This is a genomic window from Paenibacillus cremeus (genome assembly GCF_007786445.1).
GTDB lineage: Bacteria > Bacillota > Bacilli > Paenibacillales > NBRC-103111 > Paenibacillus_G > Paenibacillus_G cremeus.
Window position 1 is genome coordinate 46,561 of the sequence record NZ_VNJI01000039.1, and the last position, 21,267, is coordinate 67,827.

At 47.4% G+C, this 21,267-nt stretch carries 15 protein-coding genes; 10 read left to right on the forward strand and 5 right to left on the reverse strand.

Translation table 11 applies throughout. From position 1 onward, the window contains the following. The first annotated feature begins 553 nt into the window (after nucleotides 1-553). From FPZ49_RS24430 to FPZ49_RS24470, 9 genes are all read left to right on the forward strand, one after another. Entirely contained in the window at nucleotides 554-1,030 is a 477-nt protein-coding gene (locus FPZ49_RS24430) for a hypothetical protein (protein ID WP_144852007.1), read from the forward strand. Then, nucleotides 1,031-1,396 (forward strand): hypothetical protein, encoded by a 366-nt coding sequence (locus FPZ49_RS24435; protein WP_144852009.1) that lies wholly within the window; start codon nucleotides 1,031-1,033, stop codon nucleotides 1,394-1,396. Between the two features lie 21 nt (nucleotides 1,397-1,417). Then, entirely contained in the window at nucleotides 1,418-1,963 is a 546-nt protein-coding gene (locus FPZ49_RS24440) for a hypothetical protein (protein WP_144852011.1), read from the forward strand. Then, the gene (locus FPZ49_RS24445; protein WP_144852013.1) at nucleotides 1,950-2,927 is read left to right on the forward strand and encodes a hypothetical protein; all 978 of its coding nucleotides are present in this window, start codon (nucleotides 1,950-1,952) and stop codon (nucleotides 2,925-2,927) included. The genes FPZ49_RS24440 and FPZ49_RS24445 overlap by 14 nt, the downstream gene beginning before the upstream one ends. 113 nt (nucleotides 2,928-3,040) lie before the next feature. Further along, a complete protein-coding gene (locus tag FPZ49_RS24450; protein ID WP_186446064.1) occupies nucleotides 3,041-4,192 on the forward strand; it encodes an S-layer homology domain-containing protein in 1,152 nt (383 codons plus the stop codon). A gap of 10 nt (nucleotides 4,193-4,202) precedes the next feature. Then, nucleotides 4,203-11,342 (forward strand): CARDB domain-containing protein, encoded by a 7,140-nt coding sequence (locus tag FPZ49_RS24455; protein WP_144852017.1) that lies wholly within the window; start codon nucleotides 4,203-4,205, stop codon nucleotides 11,340-11,342. Nucleotides 11,343-11,417: 75 nt separating this feature from the next. Continuing rightward, nucleotides 11,418-11,768 (forward strand): hypothetical protein, encoded by a 351-nt coding sequence (locus FPZ49_RS24460; protein ID WP_144852019.1) that lies wholly within the window; start codon nucleotides 11,418-11,420, stop codon nucleotides 11,766-11,768. Nucleotides 11,769-11,789: 21 nt separating this feature from the next. Further along, entirely contained in the window at nucleotides 11,790-12,941 is a 1,152-nt protein-coding gene (locus FPZ49_RS24465; protein WP_144852021.1) for a GGDEF domain-containing protein, read from the forward strand. Between the two features lie 144 nt (nucleotides 12,942-13,085). Then, nucleotides 13,086-13,286, forward strand: coding sequence for a hypothetical protein (locus tag FPZ49_RS24470; RefSeq protein WP_144852023.1), 201 nt, complete (start codon nucleotides 13,086-13,088; stop codon nucleotides 13,284-13,286). A 111-nt stretch (nucleotides 13,287-13,397) separates the two neighbouring features. On the opposite strand, the gene FPZ49_RS24475 is transcribed toward FPZ49_RS24470, so the two are convergent. Further along, on the reverse strand, nucleotides 13,398-13,784 hold the full coding sequence (locus FPZ49_RS24475; RefSeq protein ID WP_315899203.1) for a YkvA family protein: 387 nt from the start codon (nucleotides 13,782-13,784) through the stop codon (nucleotides 13,398-13,400). Nucleotides 13,785-14,623: 839 nt separating this feature from the next. On the opposite strand from FPZ49_RS24475, the gene FPZ49_RS37565 reads away from it, so the two are divergent. Next, nucleotides 14,624-14,884, forward strand: a complete 261-nt coding sequence (locus tag FPZ49_RS37565) for a 3'-5' exonuclease (RefSeq protein WP_391563860.1) — start codon at nucleotides 14,624-14,626, stop codon at nucleotides 14,882-14,884. Between the two features lie 1,325 nt (nucleotides 14,885-16,209). On the opposite strand, the gene FPZ49_RS24490 is transcribed toward FPZ49_RS37565, so the two are convergent. The 4 genes from FPZ49_RS24490 to FPZ49_RS24505 are packed head-to-tail and all read right to left on the reverse strand — an operon-like array spanning nucleotide 16,210 to nucleotide 21,232. Continuing rightward, a complete protein-coding gene (locus tag FPZ49_RS24490) occupies nucleotides 16,210-18,075 on the reverse strand; it encodes a metallophosphoesterase family protein (RefSeq protein WP_144852027.1) in 1,866 nt (621 codons plus the stop codon). A 23-nt stretch (nucleotides 18,076-18,098) separates the two neighbouring features. After that, a complete protein-coding gene (locus FPZ49_RS24495; protein ID WP_144852029.1) occupies nucleotides 18,099-18,938 on the reverse strand; it encodes a carbohydrate ABC transporter permease in 840 nt (279 codons plus the stop codon). Then, entirely contained in the window at nucleotides 18,935-19,879 is a 945-nt protein-coding gene (locus tag FPZ49_RS24500) for a carbohydrate ABC transporter permease (protein ID WP_261381586.1), read from the reverse strand. Before FPZ49_RS24500 ends, FPZ49_RS24495 begins: the two co-directional genes overlap by 4 nt. Before the next feature lie 6 nt (nucleotides 19,880-19,885). Next, nucleotides 19,886-21,232: an ABC transporter substrate-binding protein gene (locus FPZ49_RS24505; protein ID WP_144852031.1), complete on the reverse strand. Its 1,347-nt coding sequence runs from the start codon at nucleotides 21,230-21,232 to the stop codon at nucleotides 19,886-19,888. Nucleotides 21,233-21,267: the final 35 nt, after the last annotated feature.

The following is a 21,267-nucleotide window of genomic DNA, read 5'->3' on the forward strand; positions in this document are numbered from 1 at the left end:
AAACAAACAAAGGAGGAGTTCATAACTTTGCAATGAGTCCATTTGGAACGGCTAGTTGTTCCAATTTTAACTTTACAAGTGGGCAACTACAGTCGGGAACCATGGCATGCAACGTTCTGGAAAGTGATGTGACTAGCCCAACGAGCTCATATTATTTCTCGCCACAAGCAAGATTTAAGTCTACCGTAGTTAGGGATATTAACAAACGTATATCCGCTCTTTATTTTCAAATGCAATGATAATAAAAGGAGAGTTGGGCATTGAGAGAATCCATAGGTTTTGTGAAGCAGGATCCATTTTCGAAACCAGGCTCGTACAACACAAGGGACAAAAAGTATTAATCGAAGAGGATGGGACTCCTTCCGAAGAACAGAACATGGTCAAAATTAAGTTCTTGGAAGGAGTAAATAAAGGGAAAAGCCTTATAACCACGTTGGAAAATCTAGATGAAACACGTGGGTTCAAGCCGTTGTCTGAGGTTCCCTTTAATGATCGCGTGAAGTATCGATATGGGGTTTAATCAAAAATAAAAATACAAGGGAGAGGTTTCACTGTGCCAAAATTTTTAAACTTAGCAATTGCTCTTTTACTTACATTAGGGTTAATTACAGCATCGGTATTTATTTATCAAAAGGGTGACACGATTTTCGGTAATGGAAAAAATAAGGCAACCAACTTTTCATCTCAATCGAAGACGATGGAGTTTGCAGAATATGATAACCAATCGCTTCTGGGAACAGATGCGATTTATGCAGCAGAGTTGTTCGCCAATCGTCCACAATTCTCGGTTCATATCATCACTAAAAGTGTTTCCGGCGGTTTTTATGCAACGAATACAAGCGCAACGACCCAAGTGTGCTATACGTCAGCAACGCCTAGTATCAGCGGAACATGCGGAACAGTAGTTACTCCGGCAGCAATGAAGGATACTGCGAATACTAACTATGTCAATGCCGGTTCCGTCTTTGTTTCGAAGCTGTACTATGATTCTAATCAGGCTGTCCGAATGGTTGAGTTCACGCAGCAGTAGATGAATATTCGTCTGTTATTACTTCTCGGTTTCGCTTGGTTTCTACTAGCAGTTGCGGCATCTTCATTCTTTAGGAGTGAGGCTGCTGCAATTGTGCAGAAGCCATCATTAAATACTACAGCTGTTTTAGAGAATAAATATTTGGGTACCACTGATCTGGGCCAAATCTCGGGTGAGCAGGTACTTGGTATGGTGCCCTATGCATTGGCCGGAGAATTTCCACTTGTGGTTGACGGAATTACCATTAACCCTAATACAAACATTTCAAGCATTAATTTTAGAGGTGTATCCGGACTGACCTACAGCTTAACGGTTAATCGTAATACGAACAGAGATATCATTTCGGTTGTCGCAAACCACAACTAAAGAGAGGAGCCCTTTACCCACATGCCCAATCTACTAAGTTATGCTTTGACCGTACTACTGCTAATCATAGGCTTTATATTCTACCCAAATATGCGGCAGGCGGAACTTTCTGATCGTATGGCAGAGAAAATAGCCAACGATGCCACCATTTTGTTCGTTGATTCTGTAAGAGCGAAAGGGTATGTGGATGTAAGGGACTACGAAGTTTTCCAAAAAAGCATAGATAATTCAGGTGTTGTGTTCAAAGTGACATTTGAGCATTTTAAGAAAAACATTCAGCCGGTTTACACGGATCCGTACAACGCAGCCACCTTTCAAAATACATTTGCAGTGAGTTATGATGGTTACTTTTACAATGACATTATGAACGTGCTCTATCCAGGCACCCCGGTTCCCGCTGATGATACGACGAGGAGGTACAAGATGCACGTAGGGGACCTTTTTAATATAAGACTGAATCCCGTAAGCGAATCTATCTCGTCAAGACTTAATAAATTGATGTTCCATCGTGAATCCGTCCCCATTATGGTTCCGTATGGAGGGATGGTTCTTAATGAGGCCCCTTGATTTATTAGCCCTATTTTTGATCCTAGCCATAGCAATAGTCCAACTGCATGACACACAACAAGATGAGATCGATGCGCAAAACAAAACAAATCGATTTTACACTGATTCGTTTCGATCTGCGGTACAAGATACGGGTTCATATTTGGCCCGCTTTGAATCGCAGCAGGTGACTACGAGTGTGAGGTATTCGAAAGAGAAGCAGATCAGCTTCGACAAGGATATGATCAATGTATTTCTGGCCAATCTTTCGATGAAATTCGGAATCTACGGTGATCCGGTTAAAGTGCAGAATTTGATGTTGCATATTCCAGCGATGTCGCTCATTCAGTATGACGGTTATGTGATGGTAACCATTGATGACACGGCCAGCCCTGACGGGAATCAATATTTAACACCCGTTCTTTGGCCGAAGCGTCCATACACCTATAAACTTCCAAATGGTAACATCCTATACTTTACTCATGATGATCGAGCCACCATATATGACTGCAGCAGTAATACGTTTCTAAAGGGTGATTATGATGAATTGTCTCTTATGTCGGACTTATCGCCAATCGATTCCAAGAGCATGTTTTATGAAGTAAGACAAGCTACTATAACCTCAACTATTGAAAAGGATCTAACCGGTGCTATGAATCGTCATTTAGAGCTTGTAAAGAAGTTGGGGCTGACGATACAAATGAACTTGCCGCGTGGGATCGCAGAAAACTCTATTCAAAACGTTGGTTTTTTGGCGTTTATACAAGGTTATCCAATGCCCGATGGGGAGTACTTAAACCTGCTCTCGTTCGGTGGTGGGGCGATACGGCAAGGTAATGAATATGTGGGAACCTGGTCTAGTGGTGGACAGTATATCGCTTACGGATCAGGATGTGTGCCTAGTAGTGGGGTAACGGTGATGGAGAGGTTATTTGATGCTACAGAAGCAGTTAAGAAAGGCTACTTCATTAAAGAATGCTCTTAAATTGGTAATAGGGTAGGGCTTCGGATGGAAATCAATACCTTCCAAAAATCGACAATATGTATTAAATCAGGATATATTTGAATTAACAAAAGATGAGAAAAGGGGAGAGTTTAATGAAATCCAAATCCATTCTTAAAGTAATGTCAATTACTGCGGTATCTGCTGCTATCGTGGGAGCAGCACTTCTGCATTCATCAATTAGTAGTGCGGCGGTAGGTGCTATGGACGAGATTAAACTGAGCGACATTAATGGACATTGGGCGGCAGAGCAAATCGGCAATGCTGTAAAAAGCGGGTATGTGGATGGCTATGAAGACGGCACGTTTTTACCGGAGAAGAGCGTTAGCCGTGCTGAGTTTATTACAATGCTTACAAAAGCGCTTAAGTTAAAAACCGGGGAAGAAGGCTCCGCATGGTACACCAAATACAATAACGCAGTTGTGTCGGCGGGGATTCATCGTTATGCGGATTTTAAGCAAGACATTAACGGAGCAATTTCGCGTCAAGAAATGATGCGTCTGGTGGTCAGAGCAACGCGGCCGGACTTCCAGAAGCCGGAATCTGAAGTATCGGATAAGGCGTTTGTTTATCAGGCTGTGAAGGCTGGATTAATCCAAGGGTTCGATCGAGGGGCATTGGGGTTGGATGATGCAACCAACCGTGCGCAGGCAGTGATGGTTATTGATCGAGTTCTCAAGATTAATGGAGGCGGGAAGCTAGATGTTGATAAGGCTGCACTTAGTTATGCCGAAGTCAATTTGAACGGTTCGAACACGAGGACGATGTGGAATACCCAAAGTGTTGCCTTACCGACTAAGGTGGATTTGGGCAGCAATGTGGATGTAACGCTCGATAAGATCATTGTTGTAGATATGGACGATCCAAACGGGGCGTATAAGGAATGGTTTCCTAATGAAGCTATCGGTAAGTCAAATAAGAAACCGCTCGGGAGTGAGTACTTAGTTGCCGTTCATTACGTTATTGAAAATAAAACAGCTCAGGATCATGAATTTTTTAGTATCATGCGATTGAGGCCGGAAGGGTTTACATGGGGAGCAATTCTACCAGAAAAACAATATTTGACTCCAATAAAAGGAACCCAAGGATTCTATCTTGATGAAGTCAAAACAATGGATGGGTGGTATCTAATGACAACTGAAAAGAAGTGGGTAGATAAAGCTGTTTCTGATAGTCTTCCAATTCTGGAAAGTTTCGTTTATATCAGCGATACATCAATTAAATTCCCATTGACCCTTAGAAACTAGGTGGTTTTATATGAGAGGGTGCTTTGGGAAAGCATTGGTCATCTTTATTCTTTTATTAGACATCGCTAACCTTGTATTTCCGCTGCTTACATTTGCCTCGTCTCCAAATTCGCTCATAGTTTCATTTGACGCCGGCTATGCCGCGTCAGGCACATTAGAGGGTAGTAAGCAACTAGGGCTTTCAGGAAAGATTGTTACAGATTGGGAGCTTATTGTCGGTGGTGTCTCGCAAGGAAGAACCGGAACATATAGCTCGGGTTCAGATACATTGACATTTACCATGTCCGCTCACGGCGGCCTAAAGGAGAAAGTGATTGGGAGAGAAAAGACCGATCCTGGTCATGCCATATGGCGGGATTTAAGCGGGAAGAAGTGGCAAAACCAAGGCGCGGACACAGATAAATTTCAGTTTACCGGCGCAGATGAGGACGGTAACGGCGTGTCCGAGGTACCGGGAGTAATACCCTCTTCAGGATATAACATGACAACAGGACAATCCAATCAGCCGTATCCAGATAAACTAAGGTATTATTACTCTGTTCCCCATCTGAAAAACCAGAATTACAATGACGAAGGCTCAGCAGTGACATATTCTAATAGTGCCAAACCACCGGATTCGTTTTATCCAGAAAGGTTGCCAAACGGTGATGTGGTAGATATTAGAAGTGATGGTTGGAAAACAAAATATGATGCATACCAAGTATTAAAACCATACGTCATCAGCAACTCAATCACAATAGTAGACGCGGAGGGGTTATCGGATAATACGTACCCCTACTATTATGGTCAAGGTCAAGACGGCTATGGGCAAATCTCCGTTAGGCGTATGCTTGATTCTTATAACAGTGATCCAACTTTTGATTATGAGTGCCTCGTAGCAACGTGCGGACCGACCACATCTGGGGTTGAGGGTCGTAACTACTATTTGAGTTCCACCACCTACTGGGAAGCGTATACCTATCACTACAAGGGTGAAATCAAAGTAACATACGAAGATCCGCAAAAGCCAGATCTGATTCCGGTTAGCATTACCAGCGGAACGGCCTGCATCGAGGCTGGCGTATCAACCACGTTCACTTATACGGTTCGAAATAATGGAACAGATACTTCCCAATCCTTTAGAAGTCGAGTCACGAGTGGCGGTACCGATGTAGCCAATAGTCCTTTTATTGCGAACGGCCTGTTATCTGGTTCTGCACATGAGAAATCCGGAACCTTTAACCATACGTTTAGTACTGCCGGTAGTTACAGTTTTAAATTCATTGTAGACATAGATGGTGATATCGACGAAGGCGCAGGTGAAGGAAACAATACGCTTGATCAGGCAGTAACGGTAATGGCACCAGGGGGATGCTCTGGTGGCCCACCACCGAATGAACCAAGCCCGAACATTGATGCAGACTTTACCATTTTGAAGTCGACCATGCCGTGGAAGGATTTCAATACCTTCACACCAACCAAAATTAATGTGACCGGAGCCTGTAACTATACCAAGCATCACTTTGAAGTTTACCAACGCCCTGGCGCCGCAGATGAAGCACGTTGGTTATACTCCGACATCACAGATAAAACAGCAGGCGTTCCCATGGGGTATCCCTATCCTACAAGGCCGGGAGCTGCGGCTTTTACTCCGGGAACGGTAACGGTCGGTATGATCGTCGAAACAGATTGTGGGGAGCACACCTCCGTATGGAAAACGTTTGAAATTACGTTTAACAATCAACCGCCGCAGCTGCAAATCGGATGGGTAAAGCCTAGTGATCCAAGTAATGCAATAAGTACAGCGATTGTTGGAGATACGCTAAATCTGAGGGTGCTCTCGTACAGCGATCCGGACGGTGATCCAGTCACCTTTGAATGGTACTTTGGATCGTCGTTCAGCACATGGGTCAAATCGCTGCCTGGACTGAAAGGATGGTCTTCTCCGTATACTGCATCCCAATACACAAGCATAGTCGCGAGTGTCGTTGGATCGCATGATGTTTGTGCGGTAGCCAAAGATAATAATGGGGGAGTATCTCAGAAAGCTTGTACTTCGGTATCGGTTGTCGGACCTGAGCCGATCCCAATTATTAACGGGGCCAGTACTGTACGGGAAGGGCGGACGCTGAATCCACCGCTCGACGGCAATAGTAGCTATTCTCCCGTTCCAGGGAGAACTATCGACCACACAAAAGATGAATGGTGGAGCGTTCTAAACTATAGTGATGGCACATCGGCAACAATATCAGGATTGCCAACATCGTTTAGTAAACCAGGAACAGCAAAGGTTTTTCTGAATGTCTTCGATAATACCGGCCTAAAGTCGGTAGATCCAGCTTTGCATTCAGTAACGATCTTGCCGGATGCACCACCTGTCATTCAGTTTGATTACAGTACAACCATGACACGGTCAACGAAGTATTTTAAAAACAATTCCTACAGTCCGGATGGTGACACGGTTGTCATCTATCGAGTCAATTATGGATACGATGCGAATAACAGCGGATCGTGTAATCCGATGGAGAACCTGATTTCCTCCGATGATCAGCTGTTTGCTTTTACGCCGACATTGGTCGGGAAGTATTGTTTCCGAGTGTTCGCCCAAGAGGATTATGGCAAAAACGCTTCGCAGGACTATACCGTGGAAGTAATTAATGATAATCCTACGGTCGATTTTACGGTAACGGGAACTGCTGAGGAGCCGAATCCATCGACGATCATTGGCTACTCAACAGATCAGTTGCTCGGATGGACGAATACAAGTTTGGATAAATGGGCAACGTTAAACACTTGGTCTAGAGGACCCGGTGGAACACTCATGAGTGCTATTAGAAAAAACGGAACACCATCGTACTCTATTCCTCTGGGCGGCACGTGGGGGTTCAGCCAAAGAAATATTTCTCTGTCTCCAAGTTACCCAATCTCCAGTGTGCTTGAGTACTTGGGGAATGATGAATTGTTTGTAATCTTGAACATGGGATTAGGTCAGTATGCGGTAGTGAGTCCTTACCATAGCCCGATCAATTTAGGCAGCACATGGGGAGGCAGCTATGAATACGATCCGTATCTGCAAGAAATCGTAACTAAAGTCGGTGTGGCATACGCCGGATCCGATTCCATGCCGGTTAGCTGGATGCGCTATCACCTTTCGGATAAAAGCGTGCATGCTACGGGGAATGTTACTTACGGTTTGACTAGAACTGGTGGGTACGTATCCGGATCTTATATCTCGGGAACACTCCCACAGTTTTCAAATGGCAGACAGCTTGGCCATACTGCAAAACTAAAATTTGGTACGGACTACAAAGAAATCGATCTAACAACTAGAACCATTAGTTCGTATCATGAATCAGATATGCTTCATCCGTATGATGTGCAGTCTTACACTACCATTCCGGCTTTACCGCAGTATAGTGAAGCGGTCTATGTAGGTAATCCTTACAGCAGCGTTTCTGTGGGACCGTTTGATAACCTTTTTTGCTCAAAATCAGGTGCATGCCAGCAAGATGGCATGGGAAATTACTACGGCCTCATAACGTATGGTGGAGTGCCTAATCTGGTCAAATTTGATGTGGTGTCTGGAATACCTACCCAAATCAAATCGGGTGTATCGGACTCGGTTGTCGAGGTAGCGGAAGATGGACATTACGTGAAAATCCATCGTAATGCCTATTACGATTGTCCATGCGGATCTGATTCAGATTCCGGAGACTGGAGCACGGCCTACCCACCTTATGATTATTGGATAGACGCAACAAATGGGAGTATGTTGTCTAGCCAACCGGTGGGTTATAGCCCGCCAGAGAATAAGGCTGCACTAAGTGTGTCACAAAATGGGTACTATCCTAAATATACATCGAACACGTATTGGACGACTTGTACGGATAGTGAAAGCGGATCGACCTGGTCTTGCCAAGAGACAGCAATAACCTACCCTATGACAGATTATAATTCAGGGACAGCCGTAGGTGTTTCTGCTCTAAGCCCAAGAGATGTTCGATTCTTAAATGATACGGATTATTTGGTTGGCTCATCCATATTTAGCTATACGCCTTACACGGGTCAGTCTAGCTATTCTAATGAATCCGTTACCTTTGGCCAATTGATAAACGCCGGATCGACTCCACTTACCAATGGTACGGTATCATGGTTAATGCGATTTAACACCAAGCTTCATCCGAACTATTCAGCGGGTATGGGCTTTAAAATTCAAAATGCCCAGAGCATGTACCGCGTGGAAGCTTACGGTAGCTACATTTCCGTAGTAAAGATTGTCAACGGAAGAAAGACGGTGCTGCAGCAGGTGTCTCGGACGATTCCCATTGAAAAATGGATATCGTATCAAGTCAAAATATCCGGGACGCATATTAAAGTGTACGAAGACGGTGGATTAGCTCTTGATGTGTACGATGGGACGTATACGACAGGGTCCATCGGACCGTACTCCACCGCGGATGGTACGGAGTTCAAGGGCGTATCGATCATGCAAAGCACTCCGGGTACGGAATTTGATACGCCTGGCGTAGCCATTGTTGATACGGATGTGACGTATGACGCAACCTATGAAGACCCCGAACACGATCCGCGATTGGATTCAGGAACGCAGTGGGTATACCATCACGTCGATACAACGAAATTTTTAGATGCTGGGGATGGAAAATCAGGTCTTTCTTCGCTCGATGGGCGAACGGTCAACACGGTGTTCCCTCGATTTGATAAAGTCGGGGTGTACAAGATTGATTACCGTGTTCCCGATGATACACACCCATATCACCGGATTGCTTACGGGGATTTATTATTCCAAACGTACTCAAAATATTCGGATTACGCAACAAAGTATCTCATTGTTCACCGTAGACCGATTTCGATATTCACGGTCGCTGTAACTGGCAGCAACACCGTGGCCTGGACGGACTACTCGTATGATCCGGATAGATGCTACTCGCACGGAAGCTGTCAGGCAGGCTACACGACCAATAACGGAATCTACGCTGAAAAGTATTATTACATTACGCCGAGTGGTTCAATTGTGCAGGGTAGACTCAAAAGCCCAACGGAAACCGGGTCGTATATTGTTGGGAAAGCTGTGGGCGACGAATACAATGCTTGGTCAGATTACTACGAGCAAACGATTTCCATTTCTGCGACAGCTGCACCGAACAATCCACCGGTTGTTGCCCTGACGTTCCCAACTGGTTCCTATGTGAACCCAACGCCGGTCAGCTTGATTCCTACGATAACATGGAATATGTGGGATCCCGATCCAGATACAACCTATACTGTCTTTAATCTGAACATTAAAGACGAATGGGGTAATTGTATAGAGTGCGTCAAGAATCGTTCCATGAATACGAAAGGTACTTCTTGGTCTTGGACAATGGATTTGCCGCTTTCGATGGGGCAGAAATATCAAGTGGAAGTGCAAATCGCTGATGACGGTAGCTTATGGTCGCCTTGGAGTACGATTGGCTGGATGGCCACGAATAGCCCTCCTGCTGCGTATATGAGTAATCCATGGGGTACTCAGGCTGATCCAACCATCTTTACTACGGTTCGACCGACGATGGTTTGGAGCCAAACTGACCCGGACCCTGGCACTGTATTCCTATACGATGAAATCCAAATTACGAACGAAGATAATACCGTCATGATTTGGGATAGCGGAAAGGTATGGGAAAACACAACATCTAACGTAGGTAGTTTGCCAGTAGGGATCGACTTACCCGTGGGCCAAAAAATGCGTGTTAGAGTTAAGGTGTGGGACAATTACGGCGCCGAGTCCAATTGGTCTCCGCAGGCCTGGATGCTCATTGTTCCAAGTCCACCGCCACCAACAATTGATACCGACACGGATTTTGACCAGCGAATGAATCCTGATAGTTATCCGGTCGTCGTTCTTGATCGGCACATCACGATCCGCTTTGATGGAACGTACAATTTTGATCGACATGTCTTATTCCCGTTTGATGTCTATAGCAACGACATGTCGCAGCTGTACCCAAGTAATACCCTCATCGATGTCGGAGCGATTGCCACATTCTATATGCCAACGTGGAACGATGAAGGAACCTTTGCGGTCTATGCGAAGCAATGTATGTACGGCACTTGCCGTGAAGACTACCTGAACGTAAGCGTGGCGGGCAGAGTGTTCGATTTCCGGATTTCAGATATCGGGGATTTGAGATTTGAAGATGTATTCCGGACAGCACGCGGATCGAAATTGCCGACAGGCAATGAGTATTTTTCTGGTGGACGCGACGAGAATGGTGCACCAACGGAAATGTATGGCAAGGACACTTGGATATTGCCCGTTCGACCAGGATCCCATCCGGGTCAACCAGCTGCCGTCGTGCATAATGGTTATGCGTTGTACTTTAGCTTTAAAACGATTGGTCCATATTGGGGCAGGGGCGATGGAATCAAGATTGATCCAACCTTCTGGTTCATTCCGAAAGCCGGGGGCAACGCCACAAAAGTCGACTTGTACTACGATACCAGTGGTTCATCGAATAAGATGATAAAAGTTGGGTCAGCGGAAGATGTGAGTTTGTACCAACCGAAATACGTGTTGGCAGACCCGCTCCGGAATGTAACGGATGCGGAAATTGATGATGCAGCCGGCTACGAGTACACCAACATTTTGACGCCGTTTGAGCGATCGACAATGACGTGGGCTCGATTTTACGAGATGTTCCGCACCAGACAGGTTGCTCTTGGGAGCGGATACGGTGACATTCATCTTTCGTATCAATCTCGGACCCTCATTGGCGATGTACCGGCAGGAGCGAACGCTGCCGCTGCGCAGCGAAGTGTACAGCAGTGGTATGGGGAGTACCATATCCCGATCGCTCCGTACATTCTGCCAGCGGGGACAAATATTTTGACCTTGGCCGATCAGTATCACGGATCGCTGACGGGGTTTGAATCTGAGTTTATGAAAGATGGTTACATCGTCGTAAACTTCGGCATTTACACTCTGAAAAATTATGATCCGACGACAAAGGTTCTTGGTTACAACGCACCACGAACGAATATGTGGGCCGTTGAGGGGCAGATAAACTCAGCAACGGACTGGAGAGGGCGAATGCTCAACTTCAAAAGTGGCGATCTTCTCCTCTATGATGCGGATTACAGTATCCGTAACGATTACATGGGAGTCGGTCGGTAAAGGTAGTAGCCGCAGCAGCACATTGCTGCGGCCTATTTTTTTAATAAGATGAAGAACATTTAGGAGGCGACTTCTTTGAAAGTAAATTATACCGTTGTTAAAGATATACTGCAGCGAAACATCCTACTGTATTCGGGAAATATAGAGGTTCGAAAAGCACTGGAGGAATCACTGCAGCAGATGGATCAGACGTTTCTTGCGGAGAATCTTCCAGGGCAACTCCCGAAGGAATCGGAAGAAAGAGAGCAGCATCGTATAGCTTATAATAGGCTAAGTAAGGCACTTTGGATCAAATTTCTTGTGCCAACATCACGTTTCCGTAAGCTTAGCACCAATGAGCTGGAGCGAATGTATAAGGTAATTAGGGAAGATAAATCGCTCGACGATGCGTATGCTTATGCTATAAGTGCCCGCTCCCCTCTATAACGAAAACAAAGGGTGACCGTAATGAATTTTAATCCTGCAATCATACCAGCTTTAGTTATATTATCTGTTCTCGGCTGTATGTTTACCATGGGTTACATGTTATATCGTAGATGGCGAGGCAACATGTACTTAATTTTCACTGTCTCTACGGGTATGGCGCTTTTATCCCAATTGATACTCGTATTCCTTACAGGAAGCGGAAGTAAACCTTCAGTCATAGGGCCGATGCAATCTTTTGTGAATCTCCTCTCCTTTATTCTGCTCCAAGGCGGATTCTTTCACATTTTTAATCCAAAGCTGAAAAAAGAGTTTTACGTATTCCTCTTGGCTACCGCGGGATCGTTACTATTGGCCAGCTTCTTTTTCTTCGTTTCTGCACTTTTTGTTGGGATTGCACTAACTATACTGAACATAGGCTTTACAGTCTTCTTGTATTTCGGGGCCTTACCACGATTGACCAAGAGGGAAAAATTTCTCGCGGTATTCATTTTGAATGTATGTACGTCGATCAGCGTTCTTTTATATAGTATCCTTGAAAGTCCGTTCCTATTGATTGTGTCCTTTACGCTAGGCTTAGCCACACTTTCTATGTTGTTCATTATTTTATTTGATAGAATCATAGACTTGATGCAAGCCGTTTCCTATTCTTCGGTGACTGATGGCTTAACAGGCCTGTATCAGAAGCATTACTTCAAGAAGAAGGTGAACGAAGCCATAGCTGCTGGAAAACCTTGTTCGGTGATTTTTAGTGATCTCGATAATTTCAAACGTCTCAATGATACGCAAGGACACCAAATTGGTGATATCATGCTTAAACTGGCGGCAAAAATCATGAAAGAGGTTTGCGACGAAATTGGTATCGGAGGTCGGTACGGAGGCGAGGAAATTGTTGCACTCATTACCGATCATACCGATCATCGAAGCGACCCTGCGATCGTTGCGGAAAAGTACCGCGCGAGAATCGAAAGTGAATCAAAAAAAGATGGATATTACCCAATTACGGTTAGTGTTGGATTCAGCCGGATTAATAGCGATGCTACTGATGCAGATGAATTTATTCGACAAGCGGATGATGCCATGTATTTATCCAAAACCTCGGGCAAAAACAAAATCTCCGATTTCGCTGCATTGCGAGGTGAGATGGACAAGAAGGCAGCAGCAATGGCACCGTAGGGGAAATAAGACGCGGATCCACTGATCTCTTGAGTATTAATTGAATATAATAGAGAAACCAAAAAAATTAGGAGCGAGCGGAAGCACCGTTAGCGTATGGGAGAACCATGCCTATCGGTGTTTTTTTCATGAGGAGATTTCATTATGGACAATCACACGCGTCTTAAAAGTGATATGATAATGGGCAGCGTACTGGATGGAATCCGGTCCGGGGCGCCGATCCGGTGGGACTGGATGAATCCTGACTATGCGGCGACAATCGTCTTTGTTGGTGATAAAGGCCGGTCCGCCCGGAAGAGCATCGTTCGTAAAATGGCTACTAAGCGATCAAGGTCAACTTGGTAACCCTCGTAATGAGATTTTTAACCAAACGTAAGATGATTAAAAAGAGCGGAATCGAAGAAAAAAGCAGACATCGCAATGACGAGAAAGATGGTTGAAAGCTTGCTGCGTCACTCAACCAAAAAAACGATGATATAAGTACAGACAAGCCCATAGCGCCAAAGCAAGCCACAAACCGATGATTAATGCCCCAGTAAACCAATTTTTGGGCTTCCTGGCTTTTCTCCGTTCCTCCGCCTGCGCCCGGTATCCTTCCAAGACCTCAGAAGGAAAAAGACGGAGCGTTAGATATACCCCCAGAGGAACAAGGAGCAGGTCATCCAGATACCCCACTACGGGTATGAAATCAGGTATGAGATTCACCGGACTGAAGGCATAGGCGACCACGCAAACTGCTATGATCTTTGCCGTTAACGTAATCAGTTTAATAATTTTGATCAGTTTAATAAATTTAATAAAATTAATATCTTTAATATCTTTAATAATTTTAATAGTTTTAATATCCCCAGAAAATCATTGCCCGATCCACCCCTGTATCGCGCCAAACACCACTCAACTACAAGAACAGAACATCGCCATTAATATATGGCTTATAAGCTTTACAAAGCGAATACCCACCATTTAATTGCAATCTAAGAGGTCCCCGGCGGGTCAGGTTACGCACGCGATTGCTAGTCACTTTTTGCACCCTGGAAGGAATTTTGAGAAATTAGTTTGGAATTCTTACGCGAAGATCCAGAAATACCGAATCGCTTTTCATGTATTGGTATTGCTTGCTTAACAATGAAGAGCACACCATTCTTTGCCAGATGCCCACACTCATTTGTTAATGTTATTAGAATTTGTCGCATCACGTTCAATGATAATGGAGGGGTCTTCAAGGGTGTGCCGATCAAGGGTGATTTCTTAGAGCCGACTTGTACGAACGATTCAGCATGCAATGCATCATGGCTAATGTGAACTATGCAATGGAACCGCATTAGATGGTGTATTAGCTAGCTTGTGGGTGCCGCGGGAATGGACAATTCAATGGCTCACAGGAGCGGGGTCTGGAAAACCAGAGATCGGGGCACTTGTCGGGTGTCCGTATCTGTCATTCGAGGAGAAGGAGCGAATCAAAGGGCGCGTTGAGCTATTACGTGGACCGGGCCGACCGGAGGATATCCTTCGATCGATTGCAGTGATGCTGTCACAACCAAAGCAGTCAACAATAGTAGCTTTGGATCGGCGGTTTGAAGAAGACCTGGATATCCTCATCGTGTACGCCCGCAACCATACTAACATCGAATTGTTTTTTTCGATACGTTCAGGGAATCATTTAGAAACGCCGCAATCTCATTTTGGGGAAATCAAGGGGTGTCTCCCTCATGTCCATGCACCGGTCAAAAGGACTTGAATTCGAGACTGTATACATTGTTGGAGCTTCTGAAAACATCGTTCCTTTCTACACGGCCAAAAGCCCGGAGGAAGTTGCCGAGGAGTGCCGACTTCTGCATGTAGCTATTACCAGAGCGCGGGATGAAGTATTGATCAGCTCCCCATCACACTTCCGTGGAAATCGTTCTGCCGTATCCCCTATCCTTCTGGCAGTGTATCAATAAGGGACAAATGGACAAATGGATAAATGGCCCTATGCTAAAGGAGGTTCTCCGGGGTGATGAAAAGGGAAGGGGAGGGGGGCGAGAGTAGAGTGATCACGGAACATCAGGTAAAATAGGAATAGAAAGGGGTGACAAGTTTGTCTGATATTTCAATTTGTTCTGCCGTATGGCGATTAGTCGCATTAGTTGTTGTTCTAAAAATAATCCTGTTTAGATGGGAGCTATCCTTTTTCATCCCACGTAAGCTTCGGCAGATGAATAATCTCTTACCCAAGGATATGCCGGAAGCAAAGAAGTCGCTTTCCTCTAATAATGTTTATGATGTGCTGGAACGTATCTAGAGACCGGGCATTCGCTTGCTGTTAATGCACAGTTCTTATTAAAATACCATAATCAGATTTTCAATAACTTCCGCCGTCATTCCCATTCCTGCCGCTGTTCTCGAAAACTACTAAGGATGAATAAATGCACCGAAAGGATTTGAAGGGAGTTAGAAATTATGGCACATTGTCAGTCTTGTGGTGACAAGAAGGAAGAAAGAGAATTGATTCTTTTTGATGGTAATTCCCATCCTGAACTAGACGATCGATTCAAAGAAAAATTTTCTACTCCTATCTCAATTTGTTTGCCATGTTATTACGCGGTTACAGGATTACGCTAAAGGGTTATTGAGCTCCCATGAAAATTAAAATCGCAGTTACTGAAAAAGTCCGCACTAAAGAGGACGCAGTTCATTCATTTTTTGAAAAGCGTCAGAAGGTGGGAAATCACAATCCATGGAATTAGGAAGTAGCTGCAATTGTTACTGAGTATCCTAAGCATTCAGTCTTCGCACAGCATACTTTACAATGGACTGTTGTTTCTGTTTGTCATAGTAATCTTCGCCGAGATCGACATACATTTCTTTACGAGTTAAGAGATAGTAGGCAATCCTTAACATAGCATGGGCTACGTTTATTGCTGCTCGTTTCTTACCTTGCTGATGGTACGTCTATACATCGCGCCTAGATAGTTCTTAGATGCTGCAACGGAATGGGCTGCTTCAACCAAAGCAGATTTTAAATACTTGTTCCCGTTTGTGGTCTTGGCAGATTTCTTTTTACCCACCGTTTTTGAGTCATCTGAAGGGTCATGTTAAAAGCCGCTGCTGCTCGTCTTTAATCGAATTGCGATCACTATCTTCGTTATTACAATAGCCACAGATACTAATGGGGATTAAAAAAGATGACTCCTGTACATCAATACAGGAATCATCTTTTGTCGGCTGACTAAGGTAGTAGAAACGCTCTTTTTAAGGGGTCAGATTATTCGTAGTGTTCCTTTTTTTAACGCGCTTCGTTCGCCCACTCCCACAGCTGCAACTGCGGCCGGCTTTGCATCCCATCACCAGCTGTGCACAAGGCGAACCGCGCGGAGGCCTGTGAGCCAGCCGGCATTCGCGACACCGCGTGAACACTGGCCGTATCCGTGGGCAGCCGGATGGGCGCTGGCTCGCCGATCGTCCACACATACAGAGCATCGCCAATGTGTAGCAGTACCCGGTGCTGCTCCAGCAGACAAACGTCGAGCGGTGGAGTTGCCACAAGACCTGCTATAGTATCATCGTCATCAGCCGCGCTTACAGTGAACTCACTCACCGCATCGCCACCAAGCGATACGCTGGCTTCTTCCCCGGTAGGCGAAGTATAAACCGCAAAGCAGCTTCCCCCAGCCTCATCCAACGCGATACCGGCGGCCGCGCCGTTAAAGATATCCCAGGTTAGAAAGCCCCGGCCGCACTCCACGGTATCCTTCAATACGCCGCTCTCGAGGAGCATACGATACAGGGTGCCATCCTCCGTCAGTGCATAGAGGTCGGAGCCGTCGACGATCAGTCTGCGGACGGGGGAGGGCAACTGGCCGATGGAATCGGCGCCCTCCAGCCCGGCGGCAAGCAGCTCGCGGCCGCAAGCGATCCAGAGTCCGCCGTCGATACGAGGAGCGACGGCTCGGATCGGTTGCTCAAGCTGGAGTACGGTCATATCTTTGTACGTCTCCTCCGGCTTATACCGCTGAAACCGCCAGAGCGAGTCCGGATCGCAGCGAACCAAGGTGTGGTCCCACACCCGCCAGACGCCGTCCTCGGCGAGCAGGGCGGCGGAGAGTGGTGGACCCAGATGCAGGCTGCCCATGACCGCCTCGTACAACGGGCGGATTTCCCACAGAAACCCGTCCTGCGTCGCCGTCAAGCAGCGTTCCTCATCAAGGGCGATCAGGCCGCCCGGGATGACCGGTTCGTCCCCGATGGCACAGCTGCTAACCAACCGCGGCTGATTCGCCGAAACAGGAGGCCCAGCCAAGACTTTGGCCTCGACCTGCAGCAAGCCGCTCCAATCGGCTTCCTTGCGGACCTTGCGGAGCGTATGGTCCAACGTGCTAACACGAACCCGGTCGCCTTCGATGTCGATGACCCGCGACTGTCGGCTGCCGTCGCGGGTGCAGCTCCCGTGCACACCGGTGATGAAGAAGGTCGTGCCGTGCCGAAGCGTCATTGAATCCGGATGATCATGGCCTAGATGGTAATGTGCGGAGAACCACATCACAATTTCCGGATGCTCCCGCACAAGCTTCATCCACCGGTCATAGTGGTGATTTTGATCCAAATACGCGTTGGTCGCCCGTACATGCACGCGGGGGACCGTACGCAAGCCCGCCCCGGCCGGCGGTGCGTGGGTGAAGAAAATGCAGGGAACGCCAGGTCGTTCCTTCAGCTTGCGCTCCAGCGCTGCAAAATGTTCATCCGTCACATAGCATTCCTGCTCCATATAACAGGAGTCGGGCGGCTGCAGATCCGTGCCGACCCAGAACAGGCGAAACGTCTCGAATTCCTGAACACCGTTCAAGTCATCTAACTGAAACCGCTCCAGGAACGCCCGCTCCATCGTACCTCTCGGCTGGGTTCCCCGACCGCGGCCGGTTTCTCGCTGCATGTCATGGTTGCCAAGGATCGGACGGAGAGGGGTTGGCAGGCTTCCCAAATACCGGTAAGCCTGCTCCAAGCCTTCCACGCCCCCAATGGAAGCGTTGCATCCAAAATCTCCCAATGGCACGACCAAATCAGGGGAGCAGGCGGCGATATCCTCCATCGCTTGCTGCGTTAAATCCAATTCCTTCACGTTGAGGTGAAAATCACCAAGTACGACGATCCGCATGGGATCCCCTCCCCTCTAGGAGTCTATTTGATTCCCGTTATGACGATCCCCTGGATAAAATATTTTTGCGCCACGGCAAACAAAATGAGGATCGGCAGCATCACGAGCAGCGAAGCGGCCATGAGCAGTCCCCACTGTGTACCGTATTGACCGCTGAACATACTGAGTCCGAGACTGACCGTGAACATTTTCGTGCTGTTCAGGTACACGAGCGGTCCGAGGAATTCGTTCCAATGCGCCTGAATGGAGAAGATAATGACCGTCAGAATGACGAGCCGGCACTGCGGCATAATGATGTTCCAATAGACGCGCCACGTGCTGCAGCCGTCGATGCGAGCGGCCTGATCCATCTCGGGCGAAATGCCCATCATGTACTGGCGCAGGATGAAGATATAGAACGGATGCCCGAAGAAGGAAGGGACGATCAGCGGCAAGTACGTGTTAATCCACCCAGCCAGCTTGAACACGATAAACTCCGGTACGATAATGACCTCGCGGGGAATCATCATGGTGATGATGACAATGAAGAATAGCACGTCCCGGCCCTTCCACGATAAGCGGGAGAACGAGAAGGCGACGATGGACGACGACAGCAGCGCGCCGACCGTCGAGAGCACCGTCACAAATCCGCTGTTCAGAAAAAAGCGCACGAACGGCAGCCCATAGCCGGTCATCGATTTCGGATAGTTGCTCCATAGGATCGGGTCAGGAAACCATTCCGGCGGGAATTTGAAAATTTGTGCCTCCGTCTTCAATGAAGTGGACAGCATCCAAACCAAGGGGATCATGATGACGACCGCTCCGGCGGCCAGCACCAAGTAGGTGAGCAGATCAAGCGCGAAGCGCGCGCGAGTAGAAGTCATCTTTTACCGTCCCCTCCTTCGTAATGCACCCAGTAGCGACCCGAGACAAACACGATCAGCGTCAAAAACAAAATGTACACAAATAACATCCAAGCCAGCGCCGACGCGTACCCCATGTTGAAGCTGCCGAAGGCGTTGATGTACAAATAGAGCATGTAGAACATACTCGCCTTGTTCGGCCCGCCCCCGGTCATGACATAGGCGTTGGTAAACGTCTGGAACGAATGGATGAGGCCGGTGATCAGGTTGAGAAAAATGATCGGCGTCATCATCGGCACGGTAATGTGCAGCAGTTGTTTAAACGAGGAAGCACCGTCTACCTTGGCCGCTTCATAGAGGCTGGTCGGAATATTTTGCAGGCCGGCGAGGTTGATGACCATGCTGCTGCCGACGGTCCAGAGGCTCATCATGACGAGGCTCGGAATGACCCAGTGCTCGCTGCCGAGCCAGTTGATTTTGCTAATGCCGATAAAACGCAGCAAATAATTCAAAATGCCGAAGTCGGTGCTGAATACCCACTCCCACAGGAGCGAGACCGCAACCCCGCTAATAATGGAAGGCAAATAGTAGACCGTCCGCCAAAAGGACAAGCCCCTAATCTTGCGGTTCAGCATCAGCGCCAGCAAAAATCCGAAAATGAGCAGGAGTGGCACCGACACAATGGAATAGTATGTCGTGAGCCAGGCCGACTTCCAGACCTGCGGGTCGTCAAACAGCATTTTCTTATAATTGTAGAGACCGACAAATTTGGGCTTGGCCAGGAGGTTCCAGTCCATGAAGCTAATGACAACGGAAATGATAATCGGGCCGAGCGTAAAGAGCACGAACCCGATCATCCAAGGGGAAGCCATCAGCCACCCGGTCCAATTGTCGCGCCTCGCCCGGCGGTTTGCCGTCGCCTTTGCTTTCGGGGTGGCCGATACCATGGCGCGGTTGATCATAGGCGATTATCCTTTGGCTTTATTTTCTTTGTAGATTTTGTTGAGCTCATCCTGAGCGGCGGTCCAGCCCTTCACCACGTCCATGCTGCCCCCGAAAATTTGCTCCGTATAATTCGTAATCACCCTTACGACATCCGTATAAGGCACATATTCGCTGAGAATCATCGGCTTGGCATACGCCAGCGCGCGTTGGAACGACTTGAGATTTTTCGGCACCGGGTCGGCAAAATACGGATCCTGCGCATCCTTGCGGGTCGGGATAAACACGCCTTTGTCGGCGTATACCTTTTGCGACTCCTGGCTGGTCAGCTGCTCCAGGAAGTGCATGATTTCCGGCTTCGCCTTCGCATTCGGGCCGACGATATAGCCGAGCACGTTGGTGGAGACGACGCGCTTTTTCGTTTTGGGGGACAGGGGGATTTCCACGAGATCCCATTCAAAGTCTTTGATACCGCGAAATTTCGGAATCGTACCGTTGCCCACGTGCATCATGGCGATTTTGCCGGACAAGAACAGGTCGTCGCTCTTCTGACTCTTCGCGAACGTCGGGGTCGGAGACACCTTGTCCTTGAGCATCATGTCCGTCAGGAACGTCATCGCCTCGAGCCCTTCCTTAGAAGCCCAAACACATTCGCCATCCGCATTGAAAATGTCGCCGCCATTGGACCAGATATATTCGAAGATCGGGTTGCGGTTCGTCGGGATGTTATAGCCGTATTGGGTCGTGTCACTGCCGGAGCGCTTGGTCAGCTTGACTGCATTGCTTCGTAGATCGTCCCACGTCCAGGTGCTCTCCATTTCGGTAGGGGGCTTGAGTCCCTCCTTCTGGAACATCGTCTTGTTGACCGCCACTACAACGGAATCGACGCCGAACGGGATGCCTTGCGTCTTGCCCTTGTATTTGTACGAGTCGACAAACACCGGATTCATGGCGGCCAGATTCGCTTGCAGCTCCTTGGACGCAGAGGCCTCTTTCGTAATGTCGAGCGCTTGACCGGCTTTGGCGAACACCTCGAAGTTGGGACGCGTCATGATGAAGATATCAGGCCCCGCACCGCCGGCGATGCTGATGGGGATCTTTTTCCAATAGTCGTCGTACGACATGATTTCCAGCGCCACGTCAATGTTCGGAAACTGCTTCTTCAGCTGCCCGATCTGCGTCTCAATAACTTCCTTCGCCTCGATCGTCCACGTTTGGAACACTAGTCCGGTCACTTTGCCCGACGAGTCAGTGACGGCATTCCCACAAGCAGTTAGGAAGCTTCCAAGCGACGTCATCATGAACGCGCTCCCCGCCAGCTGCACTCCCTTGGTCAGAAAATCTCTGCGTGACAACGGTTTATTGTCTTCCATGCTCTGATCCCTCCAGATCAAGATTGGTCAAGCGG